Source organism: Bacillus cereus group sp. BfR-BA-01309 (genome assembly GCF_022664315.1).
Classification (GTDB): Bacteria; Bacillota; Bacilli; order Bacillales; family Bacillaceae_G; genus Bacillus_A; species Bacillus_A mobilis.
The window spans coordinates 92,557-118,363 of record NZ_JAKUHE010000011.1 but is presented as its reverse complement, the minus strand read 5'-3'; the positions used below and the strand labels follow the sequence as shown (position 1 = coordinate 118,363).

Below are 25,807 nucleotides of genomic sequence, written 5' to 3'. Positions count from 1 at the left end.
TCGACCCTTTTATTTGCATTTTAGAAATATACAAATAATTACAAGTGTGATAGAATGAGTTAATTTGTGCATAAAGGGGAGAGATACAATGGAGAAATGGGAGTTAGCAAAGGAAATTTACAATACGTCACGTTTAACGGGAACATTTAAACTTCGATCGGGACAAGTATCAAATCAATACTTTGATAAGTACTTATTTGAATCTAATCCAGTACTGTTATTAGAAATTGCTAAACAATTGAAAGAGCTCATTCCTCCAGAGACAGAAGTACTCGCGGGTTTAGAAATGGGAGGAATCCCAGTGGCAACAGCATTATCTTTACAAACAGGTATACCTGTTGTATTTGTAAGGAAAGAAGCGAAGAAATACGGTACATGTAAGTTAGCAGAAGGCGTTGATATTACGGGGAAAAATGTTTGTGTTGTTGAAGATGTTATTACGACAGGCGGGCAAATATTATTAAGTACGAAAGATTTAAGGGAACTGGGTGCGAAAGTACACCATGTTCTAGGCGTCATTGAACGAACGAAAGAGGGAAGAGAAAACCTATTAGAAGATGGCTTACAGCTACATTCTTTATTTACAATGGATGAGTTAATTGAAGGAGAAAAGCGACATGCAAAGAGTTGACGTCGTATATGCATTAATACATGATGAAGAAACAGATAAGATATTAATGGTACATAATATAGAACAAAACGTTTGGTCACTGCCGGGTGGGGCTGTTGAAAAAGGTGAAATATTAGAGGAGGCACTAATAAGAGAAGTGAAAGAAGAGACAGGTTTAACTGCCGTGGCAGGTGGACTTGTTGCAATCAATGAAAAATTCTTTGAAGCATCAGGGAATCATGCAATACTTTTTACATTCCGAGCAAATGTAGTAAAAGGTGAACTGATTGCGGAAGATGAAGAAGAAATTTCTGCAATAGAGTGGGTGGATCGAACGATCGCAAATGAACGATTCCCATTCTACGATGGAGGATTCGAGGCATTATTAGAAGTAGCCATTCCATACAAGTTTCAACCAGAAACAAAGTGATTGAAAGAAAAAAACAGGAGCGCAAGGCTCCTGTTTTTCTATTCAATCGTTTTCAGTAGTAACTTTTTCAATAGTGGTTTAATCTTCAGGCGTAAATCTTCAGCGTGATTTGCAACTAAGAAGTGATGGTTATAAATGTTCTTCATTAATTGATAAGTTGCTTCTTTCGCTTCGCCTTCTTCGATGAAGATTCCGATTACTTCCATACCACTTTTACGAGCAAGTTTGACAGCTTCATGCGTATCTAAAATACCGTCTTGTTGATAGTCTAGCGCAGAAGGTTCACCGTCTGTAAAGACCAGTAGGAATTTATGCTTTTCTGGTCTTTTCGCAAGCTTTTCAGAAACGATACGAATAATATATCCGTCGCGGTTATCTTCTTCTTCGCGAAGCTGCATAATTTCGGGACCAACGTTTGGTAACGTTGAGTTTTTATACGTTACAACTTCATGGATAACGTTCGGCTTATCTTCAGGTTTAGCACTAGAAGCATCCTCCCAAAATCCGCTAATAGCATGCGGGATTTTTAAAGATTTCAACGCTTCATGGAATAGGACCACACTCTTTTTCGTTTCTTCCATTTTGTTATACATAGAACCAGAGCAGTCCACTAACAATTGGAATGCAACATCGAGTTCTTGTGATTCTTGTCCTTTTTTATAAAACATGCGCGGCTGCTTTTCAGTATAAATACGAAGGAATTTCTTACGAAGTCTTCCGTAGTATTTATCACTATTTGCATTCGTTTTATTTTCAATCGTTTTTTCGATAATTTTCTTTAATTCTTTTACATCTTTATTAACGACTGATTTGATAGCTTGGTAATCTTTTTTCTCATCGGTATTTGCTTTGCGAGCTTCTTTAAATGTATGAGAGGCACCAACGTTATACTTACCGTATGCACCCTCGTTTTGGCTAGAAGCGTGTGAAGCTCTTGCTTCTTCTGTATCAGCGCCATCAAAATTGGATTGTGTACTCTTTTGAGAAGTACCTTGTACAGAGCCAAGTGCTTGGTCGCCATCTTCTGATTCACGAGCAGTGTCACCCATCATATTTGTTTTTGTTCCGCTTTCTAATTCAAAGCGTAAAAAGTTCTCGTTTTCGTTATTTTTATTTTCACGATGCCATGTGGAGAAACTTTCATCCATTTTGTTTTTGTTTTCATCGTCATCTATGAGCTGCGTATCATCATTTGCTAAATCTTCGACGCGACAGTTCTTTTCATCTGCAATGACAGATAAATAAAGCGGAGCATGTCCGAAATAATTGTTCAGCATATCACTTTCAAGAAGCCCCTCTAAGCGATAGCGAATCTTTTCAACGATATACATAATATCTTCCGTATTACGAGCTTGGAATGTTTCATGCAAAATTGCTTCAATTTGCTCGAAATATTCATTATTAAACATTTCATATTTATCGCTCGTTAATGAAAGATAGCAGAGACAAAATAGACGATCACCGTGATAGTTACGAACACGATTGATTTCATTTTGTGAGCCGAAGTAATTGCGATACATTTCTTTTCTTCTTTTAAAAACATGCTTTGTGCCAGGGCGTAAGTTTTTTACGATTTCCTCAACACGTAAATCTTCTAATAGAACAAATAATTGTGTTAAAAACTTTTTTAAAGGTGATTCTTGTAATTCAATCGCATAAGAACGAATTAAAGTCATGTCCGAGTAATGTTTATTACCAAGTGCTTTTAAAAACACTTCGCTTTTTAATCCGATTACTGTATCTTCTTCTTTTCGATCATCCCAAAAGTGACTAATGACAACCTTTTTTTCAATTTCGTCGTAGTATGCTTTATAGCCATACTCAAGATAGGCATCATCTTCTTTTAGAAGAGCATACATTAAGTTTTCCATTTGTAGAAACAGCGACGCATCAATTTTTTTGTCACTAAAAATTTGTCTCATGAATTATCCCTCAAAGAAATAACTTTCTGCTAATTCACGGACAGTCATTTGTTCTGTTTCATCGTTTAATTTTGCGATAATACTACGTTCGATTGCGCGCATAACAGGAATATATACACCTAAATCACATGCGTCGATAATGCCACGAATACTTGCTGCCTCTTCACTTACACGTCCATCACGAGCTAAAGGCATAAGGTCGCTTGCAAATGCAACGAACTTTTCAATTGTTGCAACATCATTTAATTTTGATTCAGCTAATAATAGTTCTTTTAATGTATCACCTTGAATGTAAGGAACTTCAATAATAACGAAACGGTTTTTTAATGCTTCGTTTAGTTCACTTGTACCAACGTAACCTTCATTAATTGCCGCAATTACACGATACTCGTCATCACCGTATACAACTTCTTGTGTAAACGGGTTAGTAATCATTTTACGATAATCTAACGCACCGTGAAGAAGTGGTAACGTTTCAGGTTTTGCCATATTGATTTCATCAATATATAGGAAATGACCGCTCTTCATTGCTTTCATAAGAGGACCGTTAACAAATGTAACTTCAGATGCGCCATCTTTCGTTTGTAGCGTGTTGTATCCTAAAATACCTTCTACATCTAGGTCAACAGAACAGTTAATGCTATGCATTGGTTTTTGGAATAAAGAAGAAAGAGTTTCAGCTAGTACTGTTTTACCACTACCAGTTGGTCCTTTTAATAGAATATTTTTGCCAAGAAGAAGTGCTGTAATAGCATCTTCAATAATGCTGTTATCAGACGCTTTATATATTTTCTTACCAATTAAATGTGCATTTTCACCAGCTTCTTGCTTATTCTTTTCGTGAATGTTTGAGAGCTGTTGTTTTAAATCAGCATGTATATGAAATTGTTCTAACATGTATTTCCCACCTAACATTATTTTCATAAAGTAATACATCTTATGATAACTTGTTTTAATATGGTATGCAAAGAAAAGGAGAGAGGGGAAATGGAAAAGAAAAAGCAATCAATAGTACATTGATTGCTTACAGTAAAGGAGAAATAAGCCTCATAAAAGACTCTAATATTCGTTTTTTGATACTTCTTTTTTGGAATGCGTTCCATTTAATTTCCGTGGAATGCTTAAAGTCATCTTCAAAATCACGTTTAATATCATGAACGGTTTCTGATTCATATAGTACGCTAATAAGTTCGTAATTTAATTCAAAGCTACGTACGTCCATATTTGCTGTTCCGATTGTCGCGATTTTATCATCAATGAGTACAATTTTTGCATGCATAAAACCATCTTTATAACTATAAATGGAGGCACCGGCTTTTAAAAGTGGAGTGAAGTAGGATTGTGATGCTTGATCACTAATAATACTATCACTTTTACCAGGGTATAAAATGCGTACATCTATGCCAGATATTGCACTTAAACGTAATAATGTTAAGGTTTCTTGATCTGGGATAAAGTATGGTGTAGCGATCCAAATCGATTTTTTTGCAGATCCCATAACGGCTAATAATGTATTACGAATGCTTTTATCATCTGAGCTTGGTCCGCTCGCTACAATTTGCACAGCACCTTCTGCATTTGAAATTTCTTTGCCTGGGAAGTATTGTCTATTCATAAATTGATCCCAAGAATAGTTGTTTAAACCACTAGAGGCATAGAGCCAGTCCTCTAGAAAAATTGCTTGTAATTTGTATAGTGCTTTTCCTTCTATTTTTAAATGACTATCACGCCAAACAGGAAATTTTTTTGAACGACCAAGATATTCATCACCGACGTTGAGCCCACCAGTAAAACCGATTTCTCCATCTACAATAACAATTTTTCGATGGTTACGATAATTGACAGTTTCAAGTAACCAAGCTGAAAAAATAGGATCAAATTCAACAATTTCAATTCCAGCTTCTTTCATAGGTTGTAAAAATCTTCTTCTTAAAGTATTACTTCCGAGTCCATCATAAAGGAATCGTACAATAACACCATCTTTTGCTTTTTTTATTAAAGCATCTCGAACTTTTGTACCAATCTCATCAGATTTATAAATATAGTATTGAATATGTATGTGATGTTTTGCTTGGTCGATAGCTTGCAAAATTTCTGAGAATGTTTGATCGCCATTTGTTAAAAGTTTTGTAGTTGTTTTATCTGCGGCAGGTCCGCCTCCAAATTTTTGTACGACTTCTGTTAAATGTGTAGAACGTTCATGTAAGGGGACTGTGAGTGATAATTCTAGTCGTCTTCCTTCTAATATTTCACGGAATAGTTTTCTTTGTTCTTCTGAACGATGGAGATGTTTTTTTCTTCTCCAACGGCTACGACCGAAAATAGAATATAAAAGCACCCCTATAACGGGAAGAAGTGCTAATACTAAAAACCACGCTAAAGTGCTTTGAGGAGACCTATTTTCGATAAAAATAACGAATGAAATTCCTACGATTGTAATAGACCATAGGGCACCGACAAATGTATATAAAGAAATAAACGATGTATTTAATAGGAAAAGAACGATAGATATAATTACAAATATTAATAATAATTGAACGATAGGCTTCTTCATTTCTATAAAATTCCTCTAATCTTTCTTAAATATAGACTTCTAATATAAAAAGGTATAATCCGACATTCTTATTATAAAGTGTTTTGTTTTTTTTACAAAATATAGGCAGTTTCCCCATGCTTTCCGCATTTGTCCTACATACAGTATATTATTACGTTATTATCCCGCTATTTATTGGTTAATAAATAGTGTAGGAGGGACAAAACCTTTGCCCCTTATATAGAAAAGGGGATAATCATATCATGGATTTGTAGCAGGTGCATGCTGAAACTTAGGATATGGTTATCCATATTATGTGGTTTCTTCTTATTATATAGGTTACTAAAAAGGTCCGTACTATTCGTACAATACCTATTAAGATGAGAAAATGGAAAAGGAGAGGGGAAATATGAATTATATAGAAAATAACGGATTGTATTATCGTCATAATCATGGAGGACACCATCATAATGGCGGGCATCATCACCATGGTGGACACAATCATTATGATCATCATCATCATCATCATCACGGTGGCGGATGGGGCTGGGGCGGCGGCTCATGGGGCGGTGGATTTTTCCCTGGAAGTTTTGCTGGAGGCATGTTAGGCGGACTTACAGCTGGTGCATTAACGGGTGCAGCAGGTGGAGGCTACTATCCAGCACCATACCCAGTAACTTATCCTGCGCCATACCCCGCACCATATCCAACGCCATATCCGGGGTATCAGCCAATGCCATATCCGTATTAAACAAAAAAAAGAGGCTATCCTCTTTTTTTTGTTTAATAAAGTATTTATTTATAAAATATTTCCAAAATAAAGGTGAAAATATGTTAATATTTTGTTATTATAATTCAAAAACGTACATACTAATTTTAATTTTTATATTATTATTCGTGAATAGCTGTGTAGTATGTTTAAACTGCTATTTCTATATTAGAGAAAATAGGTTAGATGCGAGAGAAATCAGTAGGAAATTAGAGTTACATAAAGACATGTAAGAGAATGAAGAAGGTATAATAAAGTAAGCTAATTATAACGATTAGAAACTACTATTTATAATTGAAACGGTATTATATTGCTTTTTATTACAAATAATATTATGTTATTTTAATCGGCATATTTCAAAACGTGATGTATGTAAAGGACGATTATTAGGAAATGAAATATCTCTATTTCTATGAAAAGAAACAAGTTGTGCTTTAGTCAGATGGGAAGCAAGGAGAGATGCGCATGCTAGAACAAAGAGGTCATGCATTATATGACTCTTCATTGCGAGATTTAAAGTTAGCATTAGATGAGTCTTCAATTGTTGCGATTACAGACCGAAATGGTCGTATTACATATGTAAATGATAAGTTTTGTGAAATCTCCAAATATACACGGGAAGAGTTAATAGGGAAAGATCATCGTATTTTAAATTCAGAATATCACCCGAAAACATTTTTTCAAATTCTATGGAAGCGCATTTTGAGCGGAAAAGTATGGAGAGGTGAGATTCGAAATCAAGCAAAAGATGGGACATATTATTGGGTTAAAACAACAATTGTTCCATTTTTAAATGAAAAAGGAGAGCCATACCAATTTATTGCGATCCGAAATGATATTAGTAGTAGGAAAGAAGCAGAACAGAGGTTGCGGTTAAGCGAAAGTCGTTATAGGGAGCTTGCGTATCATGATGCTTTAACGAGTTTACCGAACCGATTACAGTTACTAACGACTGTAAATGAGATGATTGCAGGCAAAAAAGAATTTGGTATGATTTACTTTGATTTAGATCGTTTTAAATTAGTAAACGATACGCTAGGTCATATGATAGGGGATTTACTTTTGAGCGAAGTTGCTTCACGGTTGCATTATGTGCTAGGAGAGAAAGATGTTCTGGCTAGGCTGGGTGGCGACGAATTTGTGCTGTTAACAAAAAAATATACACAAGATGAAATGAGGCAGTTAGCGACATCTGTGTTGTCGTGTTTTCAGGCACCATTTATGCTTGAAGGTCATGAAGTATACATTTCAGCTAGTCTAGGGCTGTGCTCATATCCGCAAGACGGACAAGATGTAGAAACTCTATTGAAAAATTCGGATTTAGCCATGTATAGCGCGAAAGAGCAAGGCAGAAATGCCGCGTGTTTCTTTACAGATGAATTACGTGCGAAAATAAATCGTAGAATGAAAATTGAATTTGCTTTGCAAAAGGCAATTCGTGATGAAGAGTTAGACGTGGCACTGCAGCCTATTATTGATTTAAAAACGAAGAAATATACTGGTATTGAGGCTTTAGCACGTTGTTCGACAGAAGAAGGACCTATTTCGCCAGGCGAATTTATTCCAGTAGCTGAAGAATCTGGACTTATTATAAAATTAGGAGACTGGGTATTAGAAAAGTCATGTCGCTTGTTTAAAACATTGCCAGATTACGAAGAAGGTCTAAAGCTATCTGTGAATTTATCTATACAACAATTAATGCAAAAGCGTTTTATTTTATCTGTACGTAGTATTTTAAGGAGAACGGGATTTCCACCGAATCGTTTAATTTTAGAAATAACGGAAAGCATTGCTGTTCGTCATTTTGATTATATTATTGCTACATTACAAGAATTAAGAAATATGGGTATTTTAATTGCGTTAGATGACTTCGGAACGGGCTATTCTTCTTTATATTATTTAAAACAACTACCACTGGATATAGTGAAAATTGATCGTAACTTTATTCGTGAATTCCATTATGATCATGCACAGCCAGAGCGAACGATTGTAAAATCTGTTATTGAAATTGCCCATAGTTTAAATTTAGCAGTAGTTGCTGAAGGGGTAGAAACAGTAGAGCAAGAAAGTTTATTACAATCTATGGGTTGTGATTATGTACAAGGATTTTATTATGCGAAACCTTTATCTGTAGGAGAGTTAAAAGAAAAGTTAATTACAGATTTTTAATAAAAAAGAGAAGCCGGTAGCTTCTCTTTTTTTAATTCATTTTTTGTGAGTTTTTCATTAGTACTGGATAAAGAATAAGACCTAGTACGAACAATCCGATTCCTAAGAAGAATGTTTTTAAATCAGCGGTTCCCGTTTTGATAACCCAAATAGAGTATACAAATGCTAATGTAGTAATAATCCCATCCTTTATTCGAGGGCCAGGCATTATATCATATGTTTCTCCTGTAATAACCAATTTGAATTGGTACAGAGTAGAAACAAGGTATGGAATTAAATAAGCTAATGTTGCTACAACGATAGCGAAATTATAAGCTTCTGACACAGTACCAGAAATCGTTGAGAATAAGAAAATTTGCGTCATCACATTTGTAATAAATAATGATTTTGAAGGACTACCTTTTTTATTTGTTTTCGCGAAAAATTTAGGGAAAAGTCCATTCTTTGCTGCCTGGTAAGGTACTTCTGAACTAACAACGATCCAGCCAACTGTAGATCCAAATAAAGATACAAGTGCAAGTAAAGCCATGATATATGCACCTTTAGTGCCAATTGCTAAATTTAACGCGTCTACTAATGGTTTTTGAGATTCTTTTAAAGCATCTTGTGAGAGAGCTCCCATTGTAAGTAGAGTAATTGACATGTAAATAAGAAGAGCGATAATTAATCCGAAAATGGTAGCTTTTTTTACATCACGCTGAGATTTTGCACGGTTAGAAAGCATTACTGCAGATTCAATACCGATAAATGCCCAAAGTGTTGCGATAGCAGCTGAATTGATTTGTCCACCTAACGAAATGGATTGTCCTGCTTCATTCATAAATGTTTGACCGTCTCCGAAATTAGAGGCATTGAAAATGAATAATGTGATTACAATAAACATTGTAAATCCGATAATTTTGGCAATGGTAGCAAGAAGATTCATATTCCCAGCTCGGTCAATATTTTGAGAAAGAATATATTGAATTCCCCATAACATAAGGCTACATACGAGGAAAGTTAATCCTTTTCCGAGTTCTAGTGAAAATCCGTTGATTGAAAAGAGAATTTGCTTACTTTGTAAAACTGGAAAGAATGTTGATAAATATCCAGCAAAGGAAATAATAACAGATGCGGTTGCAGCCCAGTTTGCAGCCCAATATCCCCATGCCATACTGTATCCTGCAACTTTACCCGCTTTTTTTGAAGGGAACATTGCTTGAGCGTAACTTTGTGGTCCAGCTTTTAATTCTGGTTTTCGGATTGCTAAATTTCCAAATACGAGTGCAATCATAAATACGCCAAGTCCTGTAATACTCCACGCAAGTGTAGAACCCATTGGACCCGATACGTGTGCTAAATTTGCTGGGAGCATAAATACGCCACCGCCAACCATATTTCCGATCACAAAAGCTGTTAAAATCCATAATCCCCATTTTTTCGTTTCCATTTTTGTTAACTCCTTTGTAGTAAGTTTTGCTTAAACATCATTTTTTACTAGCTTTTTGGCAATAAAAAAGAGCCATGTAGATAAAAAATACCTACATGGCTCTTCGCCTAACGTAGGTACAACGGGAATAACCCTTGTACCTACGCGTAATTTTTCCGCTAGGTTTCAAGGGTTACGTATGATGATGATGTTTTTGTGCAAATGTAACTACAATTGTTGTATAAGTAAGCATAGTTCTTTGCTCCCTTTCTCCTCTGATTTTGAAGTTAGTATACTACATGTTTTTTTGAATGAAAAGAAAAATATAAAAATTTTTATAAAAATACGTTTTAGAGATTAAATATTTACCTGTATTTTTCCTATACTGGAAAATAAGTGAGAGATTGGCAGAAGAGTGTAGCGTGGTATAATACATATAGAATTAGAAGGTGACAAGGGGCTATTGTAGATGATGAGCAAGTATGAACAAATTTATACAGAAATCAGCAAGTCAATTGATAATAAACAATTAAAAGAGGGATGCAAAATCCCATCAGAAACTGAATTAATGAAGCAGTATGAAGCAAGCCGCGGTACTGTAAGAAAAGCTGTAGATTTATTACAAGAGCGTGGGTATGTTCAAAAAATACATGGAAAAGGTGTTTTTGTTTTAAAGCGAAAAAACATTGAATTCAACTTTGGTGGCATTGTAAGCTTTCAAGAAGAAAATGAACGTTTAGGACGCCATTGTATTACAGAAGTCGTGGAAATGGAGAAAGTAAAAGCGACAAAAGAGGTTGCAAAGCTATTAAATGTGAAAGAGAAAACAGAAATAGATCATATTAAACGCGTACGGAATATTGATGGAGAAAAAGTAATTTTGGATATCAATCATTTTGTATCGGAATATATTCCTGGATTAACGAGTGAAATTGCAGCGGATTCCATTTATAAATACATTGAGAAAGAACTAGATCTTCATATTAGTTACTCACAGAGGGTAATTGAAGTGCAGTCATGTACAGAGGACGATAGAAAGTATTTAGATTTAAATGGAACAGACTATGTTGTCGTTGTGAAAAACTTTACGCACTTTTATGATGGAAGTCAGTTCGAATATACAGAATCACGCCATCGTTTAGATATTTTTCATTTTTCGGATGTGGCGCGGAGGAAGTAAAGAGGTGGAACAAACTATTGTTTCATCTCTTTTTTTATAAAAAAAATACAAACTCGTATATACGAGTGTTGACTAACTTATATATACGAGTTAATATGTAATTGTAAACGGTATCAAAAAAAGAAAAGAGGGACGGGAATATGGGGAAAGACTATCGTCAAACAGCAGAGGAAGTGTTGCAGTATATTGGTGGGAAAGACAATATTGAACAAGCTGCGCACTGTGTAACAAGGCTCCGTATCGCTTTAAAAGATGAAAGTAAAATAGATAACGATAAATTGCAGTCTGTTTCATTAGTGAAGGGAGCGTTTCATAACGCTGGGGTATTTCAAATTGTAATTGGTCCAGGAGATGTGGATCGAGTATATGCGGAATTGATAACGCTTGCAGGTATGAAGGAAGCGACAGTAGCTGACGTGAAAGACTCTGGAAATCAAAAGTTAAATCCAGCTCAAAAGTTTGTAAAAGTATTTTCAGATGTATTTATGCCGATATTACCAGCAATCGTAACAGCTGGTTTACTAATGGGAATTAACAATCTATTAGGGGCAAAGGACTTATTTTTTGAAGGTAAAAATTTATTAGATGTGTATCCAAACTTAAGTGGGCTTTGGGATTTAATTAATATGATGGCGAATACAGCATTTGTATTCTTACCAGCACTTGTCGGTTGGTCAGCAACGAAGCGTTTTGGTGGTAGTCCGATATTAGGGATTGTTATGGGATTAATGCTTGTGCATCCAGCCTTATTAAACGCGTGGGACTATGGTAAGGCAGCGACTGGTTTAGATGGACAAAAGATTGAGTACTTCGATATTTTAGGACTATTTCAAATTGAAAAGGTAGGGTATCAAGGTCAAATCTTACCGGTTTTAGTAGCAGCATTCGTATTAAGTAAAGTGGAAATTTTCTTGAAGAAACATGTACCGAATGCAATTCAATTATTAGTTGTACCCATTACAACGATTGTTGTAACAGGTGTGTTAGCATTAGGAATTATTGGTCCAGTTACACGTCATATTGGAGATTTATTAACAGCTGGATTAGTAGGTGTATATGAAACAGTGCCAGTAGTTGGAGCAGTATTGTTTGGAGCATTATATGCACCGCTTGTCATTACAGGTATGCATCATATGTTTATTGCTATCGACTTACAATTAATTGCGCAGCACGGTGGTACATTCATTTGGCCAATGATTGCTCTTTCTAACATTGCGCAAGGTAGTGCGGCACTTGCGATGTTCTGGATTTCTAAAAATCAAAATGATAAAAGTATGGCATCTACATCAGCAATCTCAGCATATTTCGGTATTACCGAGCCAGCTATGTTCGGTGTAAACTTACGAAATAAATTCCCGTTCTATGCAGCGATTATAGGATCAGCTACTGCAGCTATATTTATTACGCTAAATGGTGTATTAGCACCTGCTATCGGAATTGGCGGATTACCAGCATTTATTTCTATCATTCCGAAATCGATTCCAATATTTATTGTTGGAATGATTATCGCAGTTGTTATCCCATTTACGTTAACGTGGTTATTTGCAAAACGAGCAAAACAGAAGTAGGAGGAAGTTAAACATGAAGGATTGGCATAAAAGTGTAGTTTATCAAATTTATCCGAAGAGCTTTAATAGTTATTACAATAAAGAAACCGGTGATATAAAAGGGGTTACAGAGAAACTAGATTATTTAAAAGAACTCGGAGTAGATTATATTTGGTTAACACCGATATACCAATCACCACAAAATGATAATGGATATGATGTTAGTGATTACTACAGTATTGATCCATCTTACGGAACGATGGAAGAGTTTGAAGAGCTTTTAGAAGAAGCAAAGGCACGTAATATTGAAATTATGCTTGATATCGTTGTAAATCATAGTTCGACGGAGCATAAGTGGTTTAAAGAAGCGAAGGAAGATAAAAATAGTCCATATCGTAATTACTATATTTGGCGTGATGAAAAAAATAATTGGCAATCTAAGTTTGGCGGGTCTGCTTGGAAATATGATGAGAAGACAGAGCAACATTTTTTACATCTATTTGATGAGACGCAAGCTGATTTAAATTGGGAAAACGAAAAACTTCGTGAAGAAGTATATGATATGATGCGTTTTTGGCTTGATAAAGGGGTAACTGGATTCCGATTAGATGTTATTAATTTAATTTCAAAAGATCAACAGTTCTTAAATGATGATGGAAGTACGGCGACAAGCGATGGCCGTAAATATTATACAGATGGTCCGCGTGTTCATGAATATTTACAAGAGATGAACCGAAGTGTTTTTGAAGGGAAAGATGTGATTACAGTTGGAGAAATGTCATCTACGACAATTGATAATTGTATTAAATATTCAAACCCTGAGCGCAATGAATTAAGTATGACGTTTAGTTTTCATCATTTAAAAGTAGATTATCCGAATGGAGACAAGTGGACGCAAGCAGATTTTGATTTCATTAAATTAAAAGAGATTATGTCTAATTGGCAAATTGAAATGCAAAAGGGCGGAGGATGGAATGCATTATTTTGGTGTAATCACGACCAGCCTCGTATTGTGTCACGCTTCGGTGATGATAGAAAGTACCGAAATGAATCTGCGAAAATGTTAGCGACGGCTATGCATATGTTGCAAGGCACCCCTTATATTTATCAAGGCGAAGAAATCGGTATGACGAACCCTAAATTCGAGTCCATTAAGCAATATCGTGATGTAGAATCGTTAAATATATACGATATAAAGCGAGAAGAAGGATTATCAAAAGAAGAGATTATCGGGATTTTAAAACAAAAATCTCGTGATAACTCCCGTACTCCGATGCAGTGGAATGAAGAGATAAACAGTGGTTTTACAACAAGTACACCTTGGATTTCGGTGGCTGAAAACTTTACAGAAATAAACGTAGAGAAGGCGTTAGAAGATAAGGAATCTGTATTTTATCATTATCAAAAACTAATCGAAATAAGAAAAACATATGATGTTATTACAGAAGGAAAATATGCTATTTTAGATGAAAATCATCCTAAGATTTGGGCATACACACGTACTGTAAATGATGAGGTATTACTTGTTATCAATAACTTCTATGGAGAAGAAATAACGTACGTTGTACCAGCACATGTTCAATTAGATGGAATGAAACAAGAAATACTACTGTCGAATTATAAAGATTCCAGCAAGGATATTACAAACCTTAACTTAAGACCATATGAATCAATCGTCTATCGATATACGAAATAAAGTGAAACTTTAATCAGTAGGGGGTGTTTATCCCCCACTGATTATTAGTTGAACCAATCGGGCTTTTACGGGCAGTTGATCTCCCCATCTAACTTCTTTACTTCCATTGAATTTTGAGCGGAGGCTTACTGCCCGTTAATGCGGGGTAGAAAGGTTGTATGCCCGCGTGGCATACAACCTTTTATTTTAAGACACCACTATACAAAATGCTTACTTCTACCTCAGGCTTAAATTTTACTTTTGCATAATCTTTATTCCAATTTTTTTTCTTCCATAAGTCAGGATGATAAGCAATGAGATGTCTACCAATTCCGAAAGCATCACAATTTGCTTTTTGTAGTTTGTTTGTTATTTTTTTCGCTTCTTTCGTAAGTTGTTTTGATAGTTCCTTATCCAGTTTTTTTCTGGCTTCCATTTTATAAATATTATCCCTTGGGGCTTCAAGTGCTATTACTTTTAGTTGGAGCTTAATGTGAGCATAAACATTTCCTTTTTTATCTGTTGTTATTTTTAAGTCTCGTTTTAACTTTCGATTGCTAATTTCTATTGCTAAATAATCAGATGTCTTCTCTGATCCATCACTAGTAAGTTTCTGGATTATACGGGCATTTGTTCCCATTTTTCCAGTTAATAATACGAATAAAACAGATTGTTTCAAAGGTAAATGACCAGTTAATTTATCATTGTTAAATAAAGCTAACCCGTTTGTAACTACGTCTTTTCCTTTTATTTTTATAGAAGGGAGGGTAAAGTCTTTACCGGGATCTAACATTTTTGTAGCAGCTGTTTCTAAAGTTTCTTTTGGAAATACACTCATATCTTCTAAGCTTTTCACTTTTTTCTGTAGAAAATCTCCAATTAGTAAATTTCCTATTTTCTTTTTTTTGAGTATCTCCGATGTTTCACCATCTACTGCAATAAGTTTTACTAAAGCAGTTGGGTTTGTTGGGTCTCGAAAGCTGACATCTAAATAGGGGAGTATACCCTTTTTTAGAATTTTGGTTCCTAGTAATTGAACACCATATTTGAAATAGCGAATATTCCCAGTCACATTTTTTTTTAAGGCATCGCTTGTATCCATTATGTTATGCCCCGTTGCTGAATGTATTTCATTCTCAAATGAAGATTGCTCTCCGCTTGAACTTTTTACGAGCTCGATTGTTTGCTGAAGTTTATTCTCTTCCGTAATATCAGCTCCAATGCTATAAGCTAACCTTGCCTCCCTTAATGGTTCTTGGTCCCAACAGCCAGAAAGGAGGGAACTAGTACATAATATAAAGGCGAATTTAGCTCTTTTTTTGAACATACTGTTCTCCTTTCTTATTTCTTATTACAGAATAAAGTAGAAATAAAAGAGGGAGGACAACGATAAAAATATAGGTGAACTTATCGGTGAAATTTGAAATCACTTTTAATTGTTCAGGTGTATCTATAAATACGGCGACGCTAAAAGAAATGAGTCCAACAATAGGGACAGCTTTTTTATGATTAGCAAGATTGAATATGTGTCCAATTCCGATAGAAGCAGCGCAATAATAACTAGCGATAGAAGCTACAACTGTTATCATCCAAATTGGTATGAATAGTAAATCGGTTCGATCTATAATCCCGATATGTAAGGAGCGTAATAAATAAGCAACTGGCTCTGGAATAAGCTCAATTTGCTTTGGGCTAAATACGATAAAGCAAATCCAAACGGTAAAAGCATAAAAAAGAGTTACGAATCCGTTAGCGATAGAAATTGCTTTTAGCTTTGCCACAGCAGTCCCATTTACTTTAGGAAATGCGATGAGAAAAATTTCAAAACCATACATAGCTGTAATTGTTTCCTTTGCTGCTTGGATTATATTCCACCATCCGGCTTCTGTAATAGGAAAAATATAAGAAAAATCAGCTCGAGAAAGCCCAAGTCCAATTAAAAGTGCCATTGGCAAAATAAGAATAGAAGCCATAACATAAAATCGCACAATTACTTTAAATGTATTATAGGCTACGTAGCAACAAGCTATTGTAAATAAGATGAGAATGGCAGACCAAGGAGTTGCCTGTAATATCCAAACTTTAATGACATTACAAGCGTTTAACATAACTGTCATACCGATAAGAGTAAAATAAAAAACATAAAGAAACCCTAATAGTTTTCCAAATTTATTACCAAATAGCATACAAACACTTTCATACATATCTGCATCAGGAAATCGTTTTAAGAAAAGCCACATAAGTAAAATGATTAGTTGAATTGCCAATCCAGCGATGAGTGCAGAAATCCAGCCGCCACCTTTAGCAATTGGATGAAGGCGGTTAGGTAGAGAAAGTATCCCCACTCCGATTTGGCATTGAATAACGAAAAAGGTAAATTGAACTAGCGAAATTTTACTTTGCGTGTTTGTCACCGTCCTCATCCTCTCTCGTTACATGTTGGCGCTGCATTTTTTTCGGTTTTGGATCATGTGGTCTTTCCCAAAAAGACCAAATTGGTAGTCTTACGAAAGAATCTTTCATATCTTTAATCCGCATTGGGGCAACAGGAGAAAGATATGGTGTATGAAAAGAATGAAGCTGACATAGGTGAACGAAAGTTATAATTAGACCGAATGATATTCCAACATATCCAAATATGGCAGCAAGGAGCATTAATGGAAAACGAAGAATTCGAACAGCTGAACTCATATCGTTTGATGGAACGAGAAAAGACGCAATGGCAGTTAAAGCTACAACGATGATCATCGTATAAGAAACGAGCCCAGCTTTTACAATCGCATCCCCAATTACTAAACCACCTACAATACCGATTGTTTGTCCAACGCGGCTTGGCAGACGAATACCAGCTTCCCGTAATAACTCGAAAATTAACTCCATTAAGAGGGCTTCAAAAATAGGAGGAAGCGGTACTTTCTCTAATGAAGCTTTAATTGTATACACAAGTTCGAGTGGCAACACATCAGGATGAAAAGCGACAGTTGCAATATATAAAGCTGGTAAGAGAAAGGCAATTAAAAAACTTACTAAGCGAATCATTCGGACGAAAGAACCGACAATCCAGCGGTTATTATAGTCATCTGGTGATTGATAGAAAGCGAATAATGTAACAGGTACGATGAGCGCTGTTGGATCTCCGTCAGATAAAATAGCAACTCGTCCTTCCATTAAATTTGCTGCGACTCTATCTGGACGCTCTGTATTTAATTGCTGTGGGAAGGGTGAGAAAGACGTATCCTCTATAAATTCTTGTATGTATCCTGGAGGCATAAGTGCGTCCGTTTTAATCGTTTCTAACCTTCTTTTTACTTCTGTAACGAGATCTTCATTCGCTATGTTTTGCATATAAGCAATTGCCACTTTCGTGTGCATTTCTTCACCAAGTGTGAAATATTTAACGACGACATTTGGACTTTTTATGAGTTTACGAATAGAAGCTAAATTGGTTGCTAAATCTTCTACAAAACCAGTATGCGGTCCACGTACAATACCTTCATTATCAGGTTCTGTTATATCTCTCTTTAAAGATAAAGCCGTTTCGAAAATACAAAAACTGTCGACATGTTCATGAAAATATAAGGATTTTCCTTGTAATAAAAGCTGTACCCCATAATTCAAATTCGTTTCTTTTTTCATATTTAACGTAGAAAAAGCTTTCTCTAAAGATAAATCAGACCGCGTTAATAATGGCTCAAGAGCTAATTGATGAATCAAATTTGGATCGGATAAAGATTCGATATATAAGATCGTTCCTTTTCCGTTTTGAAAAGGGAGATCTAATTTTTTTATATCATCAGAATGGAAAAGTTTATTTTCAATGTAATTAATGTTCTCCGGAAGTGATGGAAACATATGCTTTTTATTATTATCTTGTTGTGAACTCTTCTGTTCGGACATACTTTCCATCTCCTTTACGTTGAAATTATTTCTGTTAATTTTTGCTTTTTGTGAGAAAATTATGCTTGGATTATTTGGAAAAAGTAGGGGGGATGGAAAGAAAGTATATATTTGAGATATTAATATATATCTTTTGTACTATAAGGTGGTAAACCTAGCGGTATGTATAATTACATCATTCGATGAATAGGAAATTTAAGAAAAGCGATTTATAATACTAGTATTGTGTCTTGCCTTTTTAGGTACAGTACACAGCCGGTGATTGGCTAGTGGAGGTTCTTCCATTTTGCCAGTGCCGGTTTTTTATTGGATAATAGAGAAAATGAAGTTTTATAAAGAAAGAAGGGGTTGTTTTGAAGGATGTAAATTCTATCTTTATGAGAGAAAAGATTGCTAGTTCTTATCTTTATTTCATTTCTTTTCTTGGTTTTATTACTATAACTATATCTTTACTTGAAATTAAAATCCCTTCTTATCCAACGATATTAATATTGTTATTAATATTTATGGGGATTGCAGAGTATTTTCCTGTACGATTTTGGAGAGGAACTAGCTCGCTTACCTTTCCGATAATTTACGCTATGAGTTGGCAGTTTGGAATCCATATAACTATTATTGCTATTGTACTCGTAACACTAATTATTCACCTGCATCGTCGTTCGCCGATGCAAAGAATGTTATTTAATAGTACTCAGCATGCGCTTAGTTTGATCTTGGCTGAATGGTTTTCAAATAAATGTATGTCCTTATTAATTAACAAGATAGATATGTCAGTTCTATATGAAAATTTAATATCTTTGTTATTATTTTGCGTGTTTTTTTGTTTTTTTAACAACCGCTTTTACGATTTGTTAATGATACTCCTTCCGCAACCATATTCAATCTATCAGTGGTATAAAAAAACTGTAACTGTATTTCTTTGCGAAACTTTTGGTTTCTCTTATGCAGCACTGATGCATGTATTGATTAGTACATATAGTGTGGAAGTAAACGAGGTTACAGTATTGTTTTTCTTTTTTCCACTCGTAGCAGCTTCAATTATTAGTTCTTTTTCTATACGGATAAGGATGGAGAAGGAACGATTATATGAGTTATTTCTTATTACGACCGAAATTAGTCGAGGATTAACCGGAGGAAACTTAAAGCATATTAAACAAGCACTTAAAGGTTTTTTCGGCATACAAGCATATGTAATATGGACAAAAGATGATGGGAACTGGAATATTCTATTAAAAGATGGGAAAGTCCGCTTTGATATTTCTGACCATTCGGAAAATTCCGGGGTGTTCGAGGAACTCTCTAAAAATCTAGTATTTAATGATTGGAAAATTGGTACTGCTCCTGGAGATGAAATATTTGATAGTGTCATACGCTCACTTGTATATTTTCCTCTTATTGTAAATGATGAACTAGTCGGAATGTTTGTTGCAGGGAAAAGTAGAACTGCAGGTTTTTTTCCGGAAGATGTACAGTCATTAGCTACATTTTCTAACCAATTAGCTAACGTAGTTAAAACAAGGATATTGATTTCTGAGCAGGAAAAAAGAATGATTTTAGAAGAAAGAAATAGAATCGCAAGAGAGATTCACGATGGTATTGCGCAAACATTAGCCGGGGTGATATTTCAACTAGAATCCGCGCAGAAAAAATACCGTGATAAACCAATAGATATGCAGCAAGTAGTAGAGAAAAGTATAAAAGATTTACGAAGAAGCTTAGGAGAAGTTCGCTATTCTATTTATGCTTTAAAACCATATCCGACACAACAATTAGGACTTAAGCAGGCGATAGCGAGTAAAATAAAATCTTTAAAACAAGAATACGAATTAGATATTACATATCATGAAAGAGGTCATGCACGTGCGCTTAGTTTTTCAAAAGAAAGGGTTATTTTTGATACATTACAAGAGAGTTTGCAAAACATTGTAAAACATGCAAAAGCAGAAAAGACTGATGTTTTACTTAGCTATCAAAGTGAGCACGTGCTTTTAAGGGTTAAGGATAATGGAGTTGGTTTTTCATTATTTGAGTCTATGGTTAAAACGAAGAATGAGCCACATTATGGTATATTACATATGAATGAACAAGCTGAACAATTAGGGGCTACTTTACAGATTGATAGTTCTGTAGGGCAAGGGACAAAAATTACACTGTTAATTCCAGATTCACAAACAAGGGGTGCGTAAAATGATTAAAATATTAGTAGTGGATGATCATGCTTTTTTACGGGACGCAATTCGGAGCATACTAGAGGATGAATCTGATATGAAAGTGGTTGGAGAAGCTAGTTCTGGGGATGGAGTATTGGGAAAAGTAGAAGAATGTGAACCAGATTGTATTTTGATGGATATTAATCTTCCGGGGAAAAATGGCATTGAAGCTACAGAGTTAGTGAAAAAAAAGTATCCGAATTGCCGAGTACTTGTGTTTACAATGTATGAGCATGATGAGTATTTAATGGATGCACTTCAGGCCGGTGCTGATGGTTATTTACTGAAGGATTCATCATCGGAGCAGGTAGTAGCAGCAATTCGAATGTTATATCGAGGCGATTCCGTTATTCATCCGCGTATGACTAAAAAATTGATTACATATCATCAGCAAAAAATGAAAGTAGAATCAAATGAAAATGAACTGACGGAACGTGAAAAGGAAATTCTTTTTGAATTAGTAAAAGGACTTAGTAATAAAGAAATTGCTGAAGTTCTATATATTAGTGATAAAACAGTTAAAATTCACATCAATAAAATTTTTAAAAAACTAAATGTGAAAAGTCGATCGCAAGCAGTGATTTATGCAGTTCGAAATCACCTGGTTCCGTTGGATTAATTAAAAGAACTATTGTGTCTCTTTATTCTATATTACAAAGAATAAGGGATGTGATAGTTCTTTTGTACTATGTAGACCTCGAATCATTTGAACAAAAATACTCCTTTTGTTCAATTTTCAGAAAAGTCAGATTGTGAAATAATAAAAACAGAATTATAGTTTAACCCAATTAATACTTCATTTTATGAAAATCTGTTATTGAAAATAAATTGTGGGGGGTTTTTATAGAAAATTATAGTGAGAAGTTTAGGGATGGTAGTAGTGTTGGAAATTCTTAATTATAGAAATAAAATTTTAAGATTAATAGAATTTTCAATGTTAAATGGGAATTTAAGAATCAATTTGTTTCAAAAATAATTTTACTAATGGGGAGATGCAATATGAAAAAAGGGAAGTTTGGAAAGATTCTTATTGGAACGCTAACAGTTGGCATGCTATTGTCTCAAGGAATTCCATATAACGTATTGGCAGAAGAGGTAAATGCATCTGCTTTAAAGGGTATTGATGATGTAAATACCGTATTGAAAGGACTTACAACGGAACAACGTAATGCTTTGAAAACGTTAGATACAAAACCAGGTTTTGTTATTTCACCAGGAATCAATACAGCTAGCCCTGATAATGTCAATGTAATTGTAGAATTTAAGCAAGCACCTAGCAAAATTGAGGTGTTAAAAGAAGCGGCTAAAGGGAAAAAGTTAGCTCTTTCAAATGCGGAACAAAAGGTAGAGGCATCACATAAAGGATTTAAAACAGAGCTTGAACAGCTTCAAAAGAAGAAAGACAAAGGGACGAATTTTAAATCTGCCAAAATAACAAGAGAATATAAGAATGCTTTTAATGGGGTAGCAATGTCGTTACCAGGAAATATGATTGAAGACTTAGTTCGTACTGGTATTGTTAAGCGTGTATGGGAAGATCGTGAGGTCAAAATCGATTTGCCGAAAGAAACAGCTAAGGCGGGTGTCGAGCCAAAAATGGCAGATAGTGTACCACAAATTGGTGTGGACAAGCTACACGATGAAAAAATAACAGGTAAAGGAATTAAGGTGGGGGTACTGGATACAGGTATTGATTATAACCACCCTGATTTAAAAGATGCATATAAAGGATATCGTGCAAAGCAAGGTGAAGATCCAAGCAAAATTGATCCAAACTCTATAAAGGGATGGGACTTTGTTAATAATGATGCTGATCCAATGGAGACAACGTATAAGGATTGGCAAAATTCTGGAGGCTATCCTGAGTTTTATGATGGAAGTGCATATTATACATCCCATGGTACTCATGTAGCCGGGACAATTTCTGCAGACAAAAAGAATAATGTAGATTATGCGGTTAAGGGCGTTGCTCCAGATGTGGATTTGTATTCATATCGTGTATTGGGGCCGTATGGAAGTGGTCAAACAAGTGGTATCCTTGCTGCGATTGATAAAGCAGTGAAAGACGATATGGATGTTATCAATTTATCATTAGGAGCGGCTATTAATGATCCTTTATATCCTACTTCTGTGGCAGTGAATAATGCCGTGTTATCTGGTGTTGTTACAGTAGTAGCTGCAGGGAACACAGGTCCAGAAGAAGGGACTCTTGGATCACCTAGTGCGGCGGCACTTCCAATTACAGTTGGAGCAAGTGACGCTGCGATGACTACCCCAACGTTTTCTGCCTCTGCAGGTGATGTACATGTAGATAAGATGATGCTACTTGGAAAAAGCTTTACTGATAAGCTTGAAGATTTAAAAGGTCAATCTTTATCAGTTGTACATGCAGGAATTGGGAAATCAGTTGATTTTACAGGAAAAGATGTAAAAGGAAAAATAGCTCTTATCCAACGCGGTGAGATTACATTTGATGAGAAAATTAAAAATGCTAAGGAAGCAGGCGCAAAGGCTGTAATTGTATATAACAATGTTGATGGTGAAATCACAAGTTATCTTGGAGAAAGCACTTCATCTATTCCATCGTTCCGCTTAACAAAAGTAGATGGTGAGAAATTACAAGCAAAAGCTGCCCAAGGGGATGTGGCTTTAACATTCGGTGAGCTTAGTAATATAAAAACAGAGGGAGATCATTTAGCTGATTTCAGCTCTCGTGGTCCTGCAACGAAAACAGATGATATTAAACCGGATATTGTAGCGCCAGGTGTGTCTATTTTCTCAACTGTTCCTGAATATATTAATGATCCAAAGGATGGAGAAAATTATCCGGTAGCGTATGGACGTATGTCAGGTACATCTATGGCAACTCCTCATACTGCGGGGGTAGCAGCACTCATTTTACAAGAGCATCCAAACTATAGTCCATTTGAAGTAAAAGAAGCGCTTATGAATACTGCGGTTGACTTAAAAGAAGAGCGTTCTGTATTTGAAGTAGGATCAGGTCGAATTGATGCGTATCGTGCGGTTCATGCAGATACATCTATTGAGGTTATTGATAAAACATCAAACGTTGTAAATGATGAAGAAGTAGAAATTGAAGAAAAAACAGGTTCTATTGCATTCGGGTATAAAAATCAATTGGGAAATGGACCTATTAAAGATAGTCGAAAAGTCCTAATTAAGAACAGCAGTAAAACAGATGGGAAAGAGTTTAAATTAGAAGTAAAGTTTTCACCAACAAATGTAGGTGTGAAGGACGCAGCGAAGAATGGTGTGAAGTTGAACGTACAAGATTCTATTAAAGTGGCTCCTAGTACATCAGGGGAATTTAGCCCTGAAATTATCATTCCGGAAAACGCTGAGTTCGGTAGATATGAGGGATATATTCATATTTCAAATAAAAATAATGAAAAAGAAGTATATCAAGTGCCGTTTGCAGTGAAGTTCACAGAAAAGGGGATTGAATCTGTAGATTTACTGAGAGATGCAATGGCAACAGATTCATCTAAATTCCATCCATTTATGGAAAGACCTAGTTCGCCTTTGACATTTAAATTAAATAGTCCTCTTGAAACCATTGATGCAGTTGTGAAGGACCGAAAGACAGGGAAGGCATTAGGAGTCGTTGGTACACTTAATGCAAGTAGTCTAACACCAAATGTTGAGTATATGATGTTTTCTGGTATGGGAGGGTATGTACTTCCATTCACAGGAGATCCAGCTCATCCAATTGGGGATAAACCTGTTATGTTGCCTGATGGAGATTACGAATTGAACTTCGTTGGATATGATAAAGAAGGAAAATCTTATACGAAAGGCGATAGCATTATCATTGATAATGTAATACCTGAAATGAAATTTAAGGATGTACAACCTGGTATACACGAAGTCAATGATTCCATGTTTAAAGAAGAAGACGGCCAACGTGCATTATGGGTGCATGGTAATATTTATGATTCTACAGTAGATGCATTAAAGGCAAAAGGCTTGCAGTATGATCAAAAAGCGAATCAAATCGTATATTATCAAAACTCAGCCTTCCCATCAGGTTGGTTGAATACAATTCAAGCAAATGGTGATTTTAAATTTGGAGTACTTCCAGAGGAAATAAATGAACCGTTAAATTTAAAATTATTTGGATATGACCTTGCCACTGCAGGGAATATGGCAACTGGATATAAAGATTATGTCTTTGTAAAAGAAGGGACAGAATATGCTGTTCCAAGTTATGACAAGGATAAAATAAAATTAGGTGAAAAAATTACGTTAACTTTGAATCTTAATAATGTAAAACAGCTTATGTCAGGTACATTTGAAATTCCTTATTACAAGCAGTTATTTAAATTTGTAGATGTGAAACCAAATCCAGCACTTACGGAATATGTAAAACAGCATGGACTGAACCTTAAATTAGAAGATCCGAAGATAAATGAAGAAGGAACTTGGGAAAATAAGGTGAAAGTTGGCGCGTCATTGGAAGGAAAAGAATTTAAAGGGTTAGATGGTGATACACCATTTTTAGATGTGACATTCGAAATGACGAGTGATGAATATTTTAATGATTTAACTGTATTTGGAGCAGATAAGTTCACTTATACAAAAGCTGGTGCATCAGAAGGTATTGACATTCCTGTGTTTAAAGATAAATCTTTTGCTATTGTTTCAAAACATTCAACGGTTACAGGATATATTGGTCCGGAAGCTTTCTTGAATGAAGAGGGGTATTTAGGTAAGAAAGACTATACAAAACTAGGAGCAAAAGTGTACGCAGTTGGCAAGGACGGAAAGAAATATACAGGAACGATTAATGAAAATGGGCAATTTGAGATTCATAGTGTTCCAGTAAGCGATAAAGAATATGATATTTTCGTAGAAATGCCAGGTCATTTGAATAGTAAATTAACAACAAAAATAGGGAAGATGCAAGACGGTGAATTAGTGGGACAAAACTTTAAAGCTGACATGGATGATAACCTTGCGGGTGATGTAAACGGCGATAAAATGGTAGATATTCAAGATGCTAGAATAGCAGCTTTATCGTATGGAAAAGGAAAAGTATCTGTAAAAGATGGAGATATAAATCAAGATGGTGTTGTAGATGAAACAGATATTCGTTTTATTGAGAAAAACTTCTTGAAAAAGGGGCCAGATGCTAAAGGGAATCAGAAACCGAAAGAAAATGTAGGGCCAGTGACATTAGATAAAATCTTACGTTCTATTGGCTTAGAACCAAAAAAATAGGTGGACAAACTTCTAGAGTAAATAATGCAATCAGACAATGAATAGTAAATGAAATGAGATTGGCTAACAAATGACCGGTAATGATTTACGGTAACATTACCGGTTATTTAAAAAGTAATATTCGTTTTGGTACACGAAGTAACTAGTTTAAATTTAGTTCAATTTCGTTGTGGGACAAGGTAGTTGCTTAAATTATTTTGTGGGATGGAAATAAGG

At 35.2% G+C, this 25,807-nt stretch carries 17 protein-coding genes; 10 read left to right on the top strand and 7 right to left on the bottom strand.

Going from position 1 to position 25,807, the window contains the following annotated elements:
• The first annotated feature begins 88 nt into the window (after window positions 1-88).
• Together pyrE and MR115_RS20670 are read left to right on the top strand one after the other, a co-directional pair.
• Entirely contained in the window at window positions 89-631 is a 543-nt protein-coding gene (gene pyrE / locus MR115_RS20675) for an orotate phosphoribosyltransferase (RefSeq protein WP_242242612.1), read from the top strand.
• Entirely contained in the window at window positions 618-1,040 is a 423-nt protein-coding gene (locus MR115_RS20670; RefSeq protein ID WP_088061835.1) for an NUDIX hydrolase, read from the top strand. The genes pyrE and MR115_RS20670 overlap by 14 nt, the downstream gene beginning before the upstream one ends.
• A 38-nt stretch (window positions 1,041-1,078) precedes the next feature.
• On the opposite strand, the gene MR115_RS20665 is transcribed toward MR115_RS20670, so the two are convergent.
• The 3 genes from MR115_RS20665 to MR115_RS20655 all read right to left on the bottom strand — a co-directional run bounded on the left by MR115_RS20665 (window position 1,079) and on the right by MR115_RS20655 (window position 5,516).
• Window positions 1,079-2,962: a vWA domain-containing protein gene (locus MR115_RS20665; protein WP_242242611.1), complete on the bottom strand. Its 1,884-nt coding sequence runs from the start codon at window positions 2,960-2,962 to the stop codon at window positions 1,079-1,081.
• 3 nt (window positions 2,963-2,965) lie between these two features.
• The gene (locus MR115_RS20660) at window positions 2,966-3,859 is read right to left on the bottom strand and encodes an ATP-binding protein (RefSeq protein ID WP_060629515.1); all 894 of its coding nucleotides are present in this window, start codon (window positions 3,857-3,859) and stop codon (window positions 2,966-2,968) included.
• A 127-nt stretch (window positions 3,860-3,986) separates the two neighbouring features.
• Complete coding sequence (locus tag MR115_RS20655) at window positions 3,987-5,516, bottom strand: cardiolipin synthase (protein WP_242242610.1); 1,530 nt, start codon at window positions 5,514-5,516, stop codon at window positions 3,987-3,989.
• A 388-nt stretch (window positions 5,517-5,904) separates the two neighbouring features.
• Here MR115_RS20655 and MR115_RS20650 point away from each other — a divergent pair, with 388 nt between their 5' ends.
• Both MR115_RS20650 and MR115_RS20645 read left to right on the top strand, forming a co-directional pair.
• On the top strand, window positions 5,905-6,246 hold the full coding sequence (locus tag MR115_RS20650) for a cobalt transporter (RefSeq protein WP_242242609.1): 342 nt from the start codon (window positions 5,905-5,907) through the stop codon (window positions 6,244-6,246).
• Window positions 6,247-6,729: 483 nt separating this feature from the next.
• Window positions 6,730-8,433 carry a putative bifunctional diguanylate cyclase/phosphodiesterase gene (locus MR115_RS20645; RefSeq protein WP_242242608.1) on the top strand — a complete coding sequence of 568 codons (1,704 nt, stop codon included), beginning with the start codon at window positions 6,730-6,732 and terminating at the stop codon, window positions 8,431-8,433.
• Between the two features lie 31 nt (window positions 8,434-8,464).
• Here MR115_RS20645 and MR115_RS20640 read toward each other — a convergent pair whose 3' ends face one another.
• Window positions 8,465-9,862, bottom strand: a complete 1,398-nt coding sequence (locus tag MR115_RS20640; protein ID WP_242242607.1) for an amino acid permease — start codon at window positions 9,860-9,862, stop codon at window positions 8,465-8,467.
• A 448-nt stretch (window positions 9,863-10,310) separates the two neighbouring features.
• On the opposite strand from MR115_RS20640, the gene treR reads away from it, so the two are divergent.
• From treR to treC, 3 genes are all read left to right on the top strand, one after another.
• Window positions 10,311-11,021, top strand: a complete 711-nt coding sequence (treR, locus tag MR115_RS20635; RefSeq protein ID WP_242242606.1) for a trehalose operon repressor — start codon at window positions 10,311-10,313, stop codon at window positions 11,019-11,021.
• Between the two features lie 140 nt (window positions 11,022-11,161).
• A complete protein-coding gene (gene treP / locus MR115_RS20630) occupies window positions 11,162-12,589 on the top strand; it encodes a PTS system trehalose-specific EIIBC component (protein WP_098373956.1) in 1,428 nt (475 codons plus the stop codon).
• A gap of 13 nt (window positions 12,590-12,602) precedes the next feature.
• On the top strand, window positions 12,603-14,264 hold the full coding sequence (gene treC, locus MR115_RS20625) for an alpha,alpha-phosphotrehalase (protein WP_242242605.1): 1,662 nt from the start codon (window positions 12,603-12,605) through the stop codon (window positions 14,262-14,264).
• Between the two features lie 181 nt (window positions 14,265-14,445).
• On the opposite strand, the gene MR115_RS20620 is transcribed toward treC, so the two are convergent.
• The 3 genes from MR115_RS20620 to gerKA are packed head-to-tail and all read right to left on the bottom strand — an operon-like array spanning window position 14,446 to window position 18,140.
• A complete protein-coding gene (locus tag MR115_RS20620) occupies window positions 14,446-15,570 on the bottom strand; it encodes a Ger(x)C family spore germination protein (RefSeq protein ID WP_242242604.1) in 1,125 nt (374 codons plus the stop codon).
• Window positions 15,551-16,657, bottom strand: coding sequence for a GerAB/ArcD/ProY family transporter (locus tag MR115_RS20615; protein ID WP_242242603.1), 1,107 nt, complete (start codon window positions 16,655-16,657; stop codon window positions 15,551-15,553). Before MR115_RS20615 ends, MR115_RS20620 begins: the two co-directional genes overlap by 20 nt.
• Window positions 16,638-18,140, bottom strand: coding sequence for a spore germination protein GerKA (gene gerKA, locus MR115_RS20610; RefSeq protein WP_242242602.1), 1,503 nt, complete (start codon window positions 18,138-18,140; stop codon window positions 16,638-16,640). The genes MR115_RS20615 and gerKA overlap by 20 nt, the downstream gene beginning before the upstream one ends.
• A 353-nt stretch (window positions 18,141-18,493) precedes the next feature.
• On the opposite strand from gerKA, the gene MR115_RS20605 reads away from it, so the two are divergent.
• From MR115_RS20605 to MR115_RS20595, 3 genes are all read left to right on the top strand, one after another.
• Entirely contained in the window at window positions 18,494-20,326 is a 1,833-nt protein-coding gene (locus tag MR115_RS20605) for a GAF domain-containing sensor histidine kinase (RefSeq protein ID WP_242242601.1), read from the top strand.
• 1 nt (window position 20,327) lies between these two features.
• A complete protein-coding gene (locus tag MR115_RS20600; RefSeq protein WP_242242600.1) occupies window positions 20,328-20,969 on the top strand; it encodes a response regulator in 642 nt (213 codons plus the stop codon).
• A gap of 380 nt (window positions 20,970-21,349) precedes the next feature.
• Entirely contained in the window at window positions 21,350-25,591 is a 4,242-nt protein-coding gene (locus MR115_RS20595) for a S8 family serine peptidase (RefSeq protein WP_242242599.1), read from the top strand.
• Window positions 25,592-25,807 lie beyond the last annotated feature (216 nt).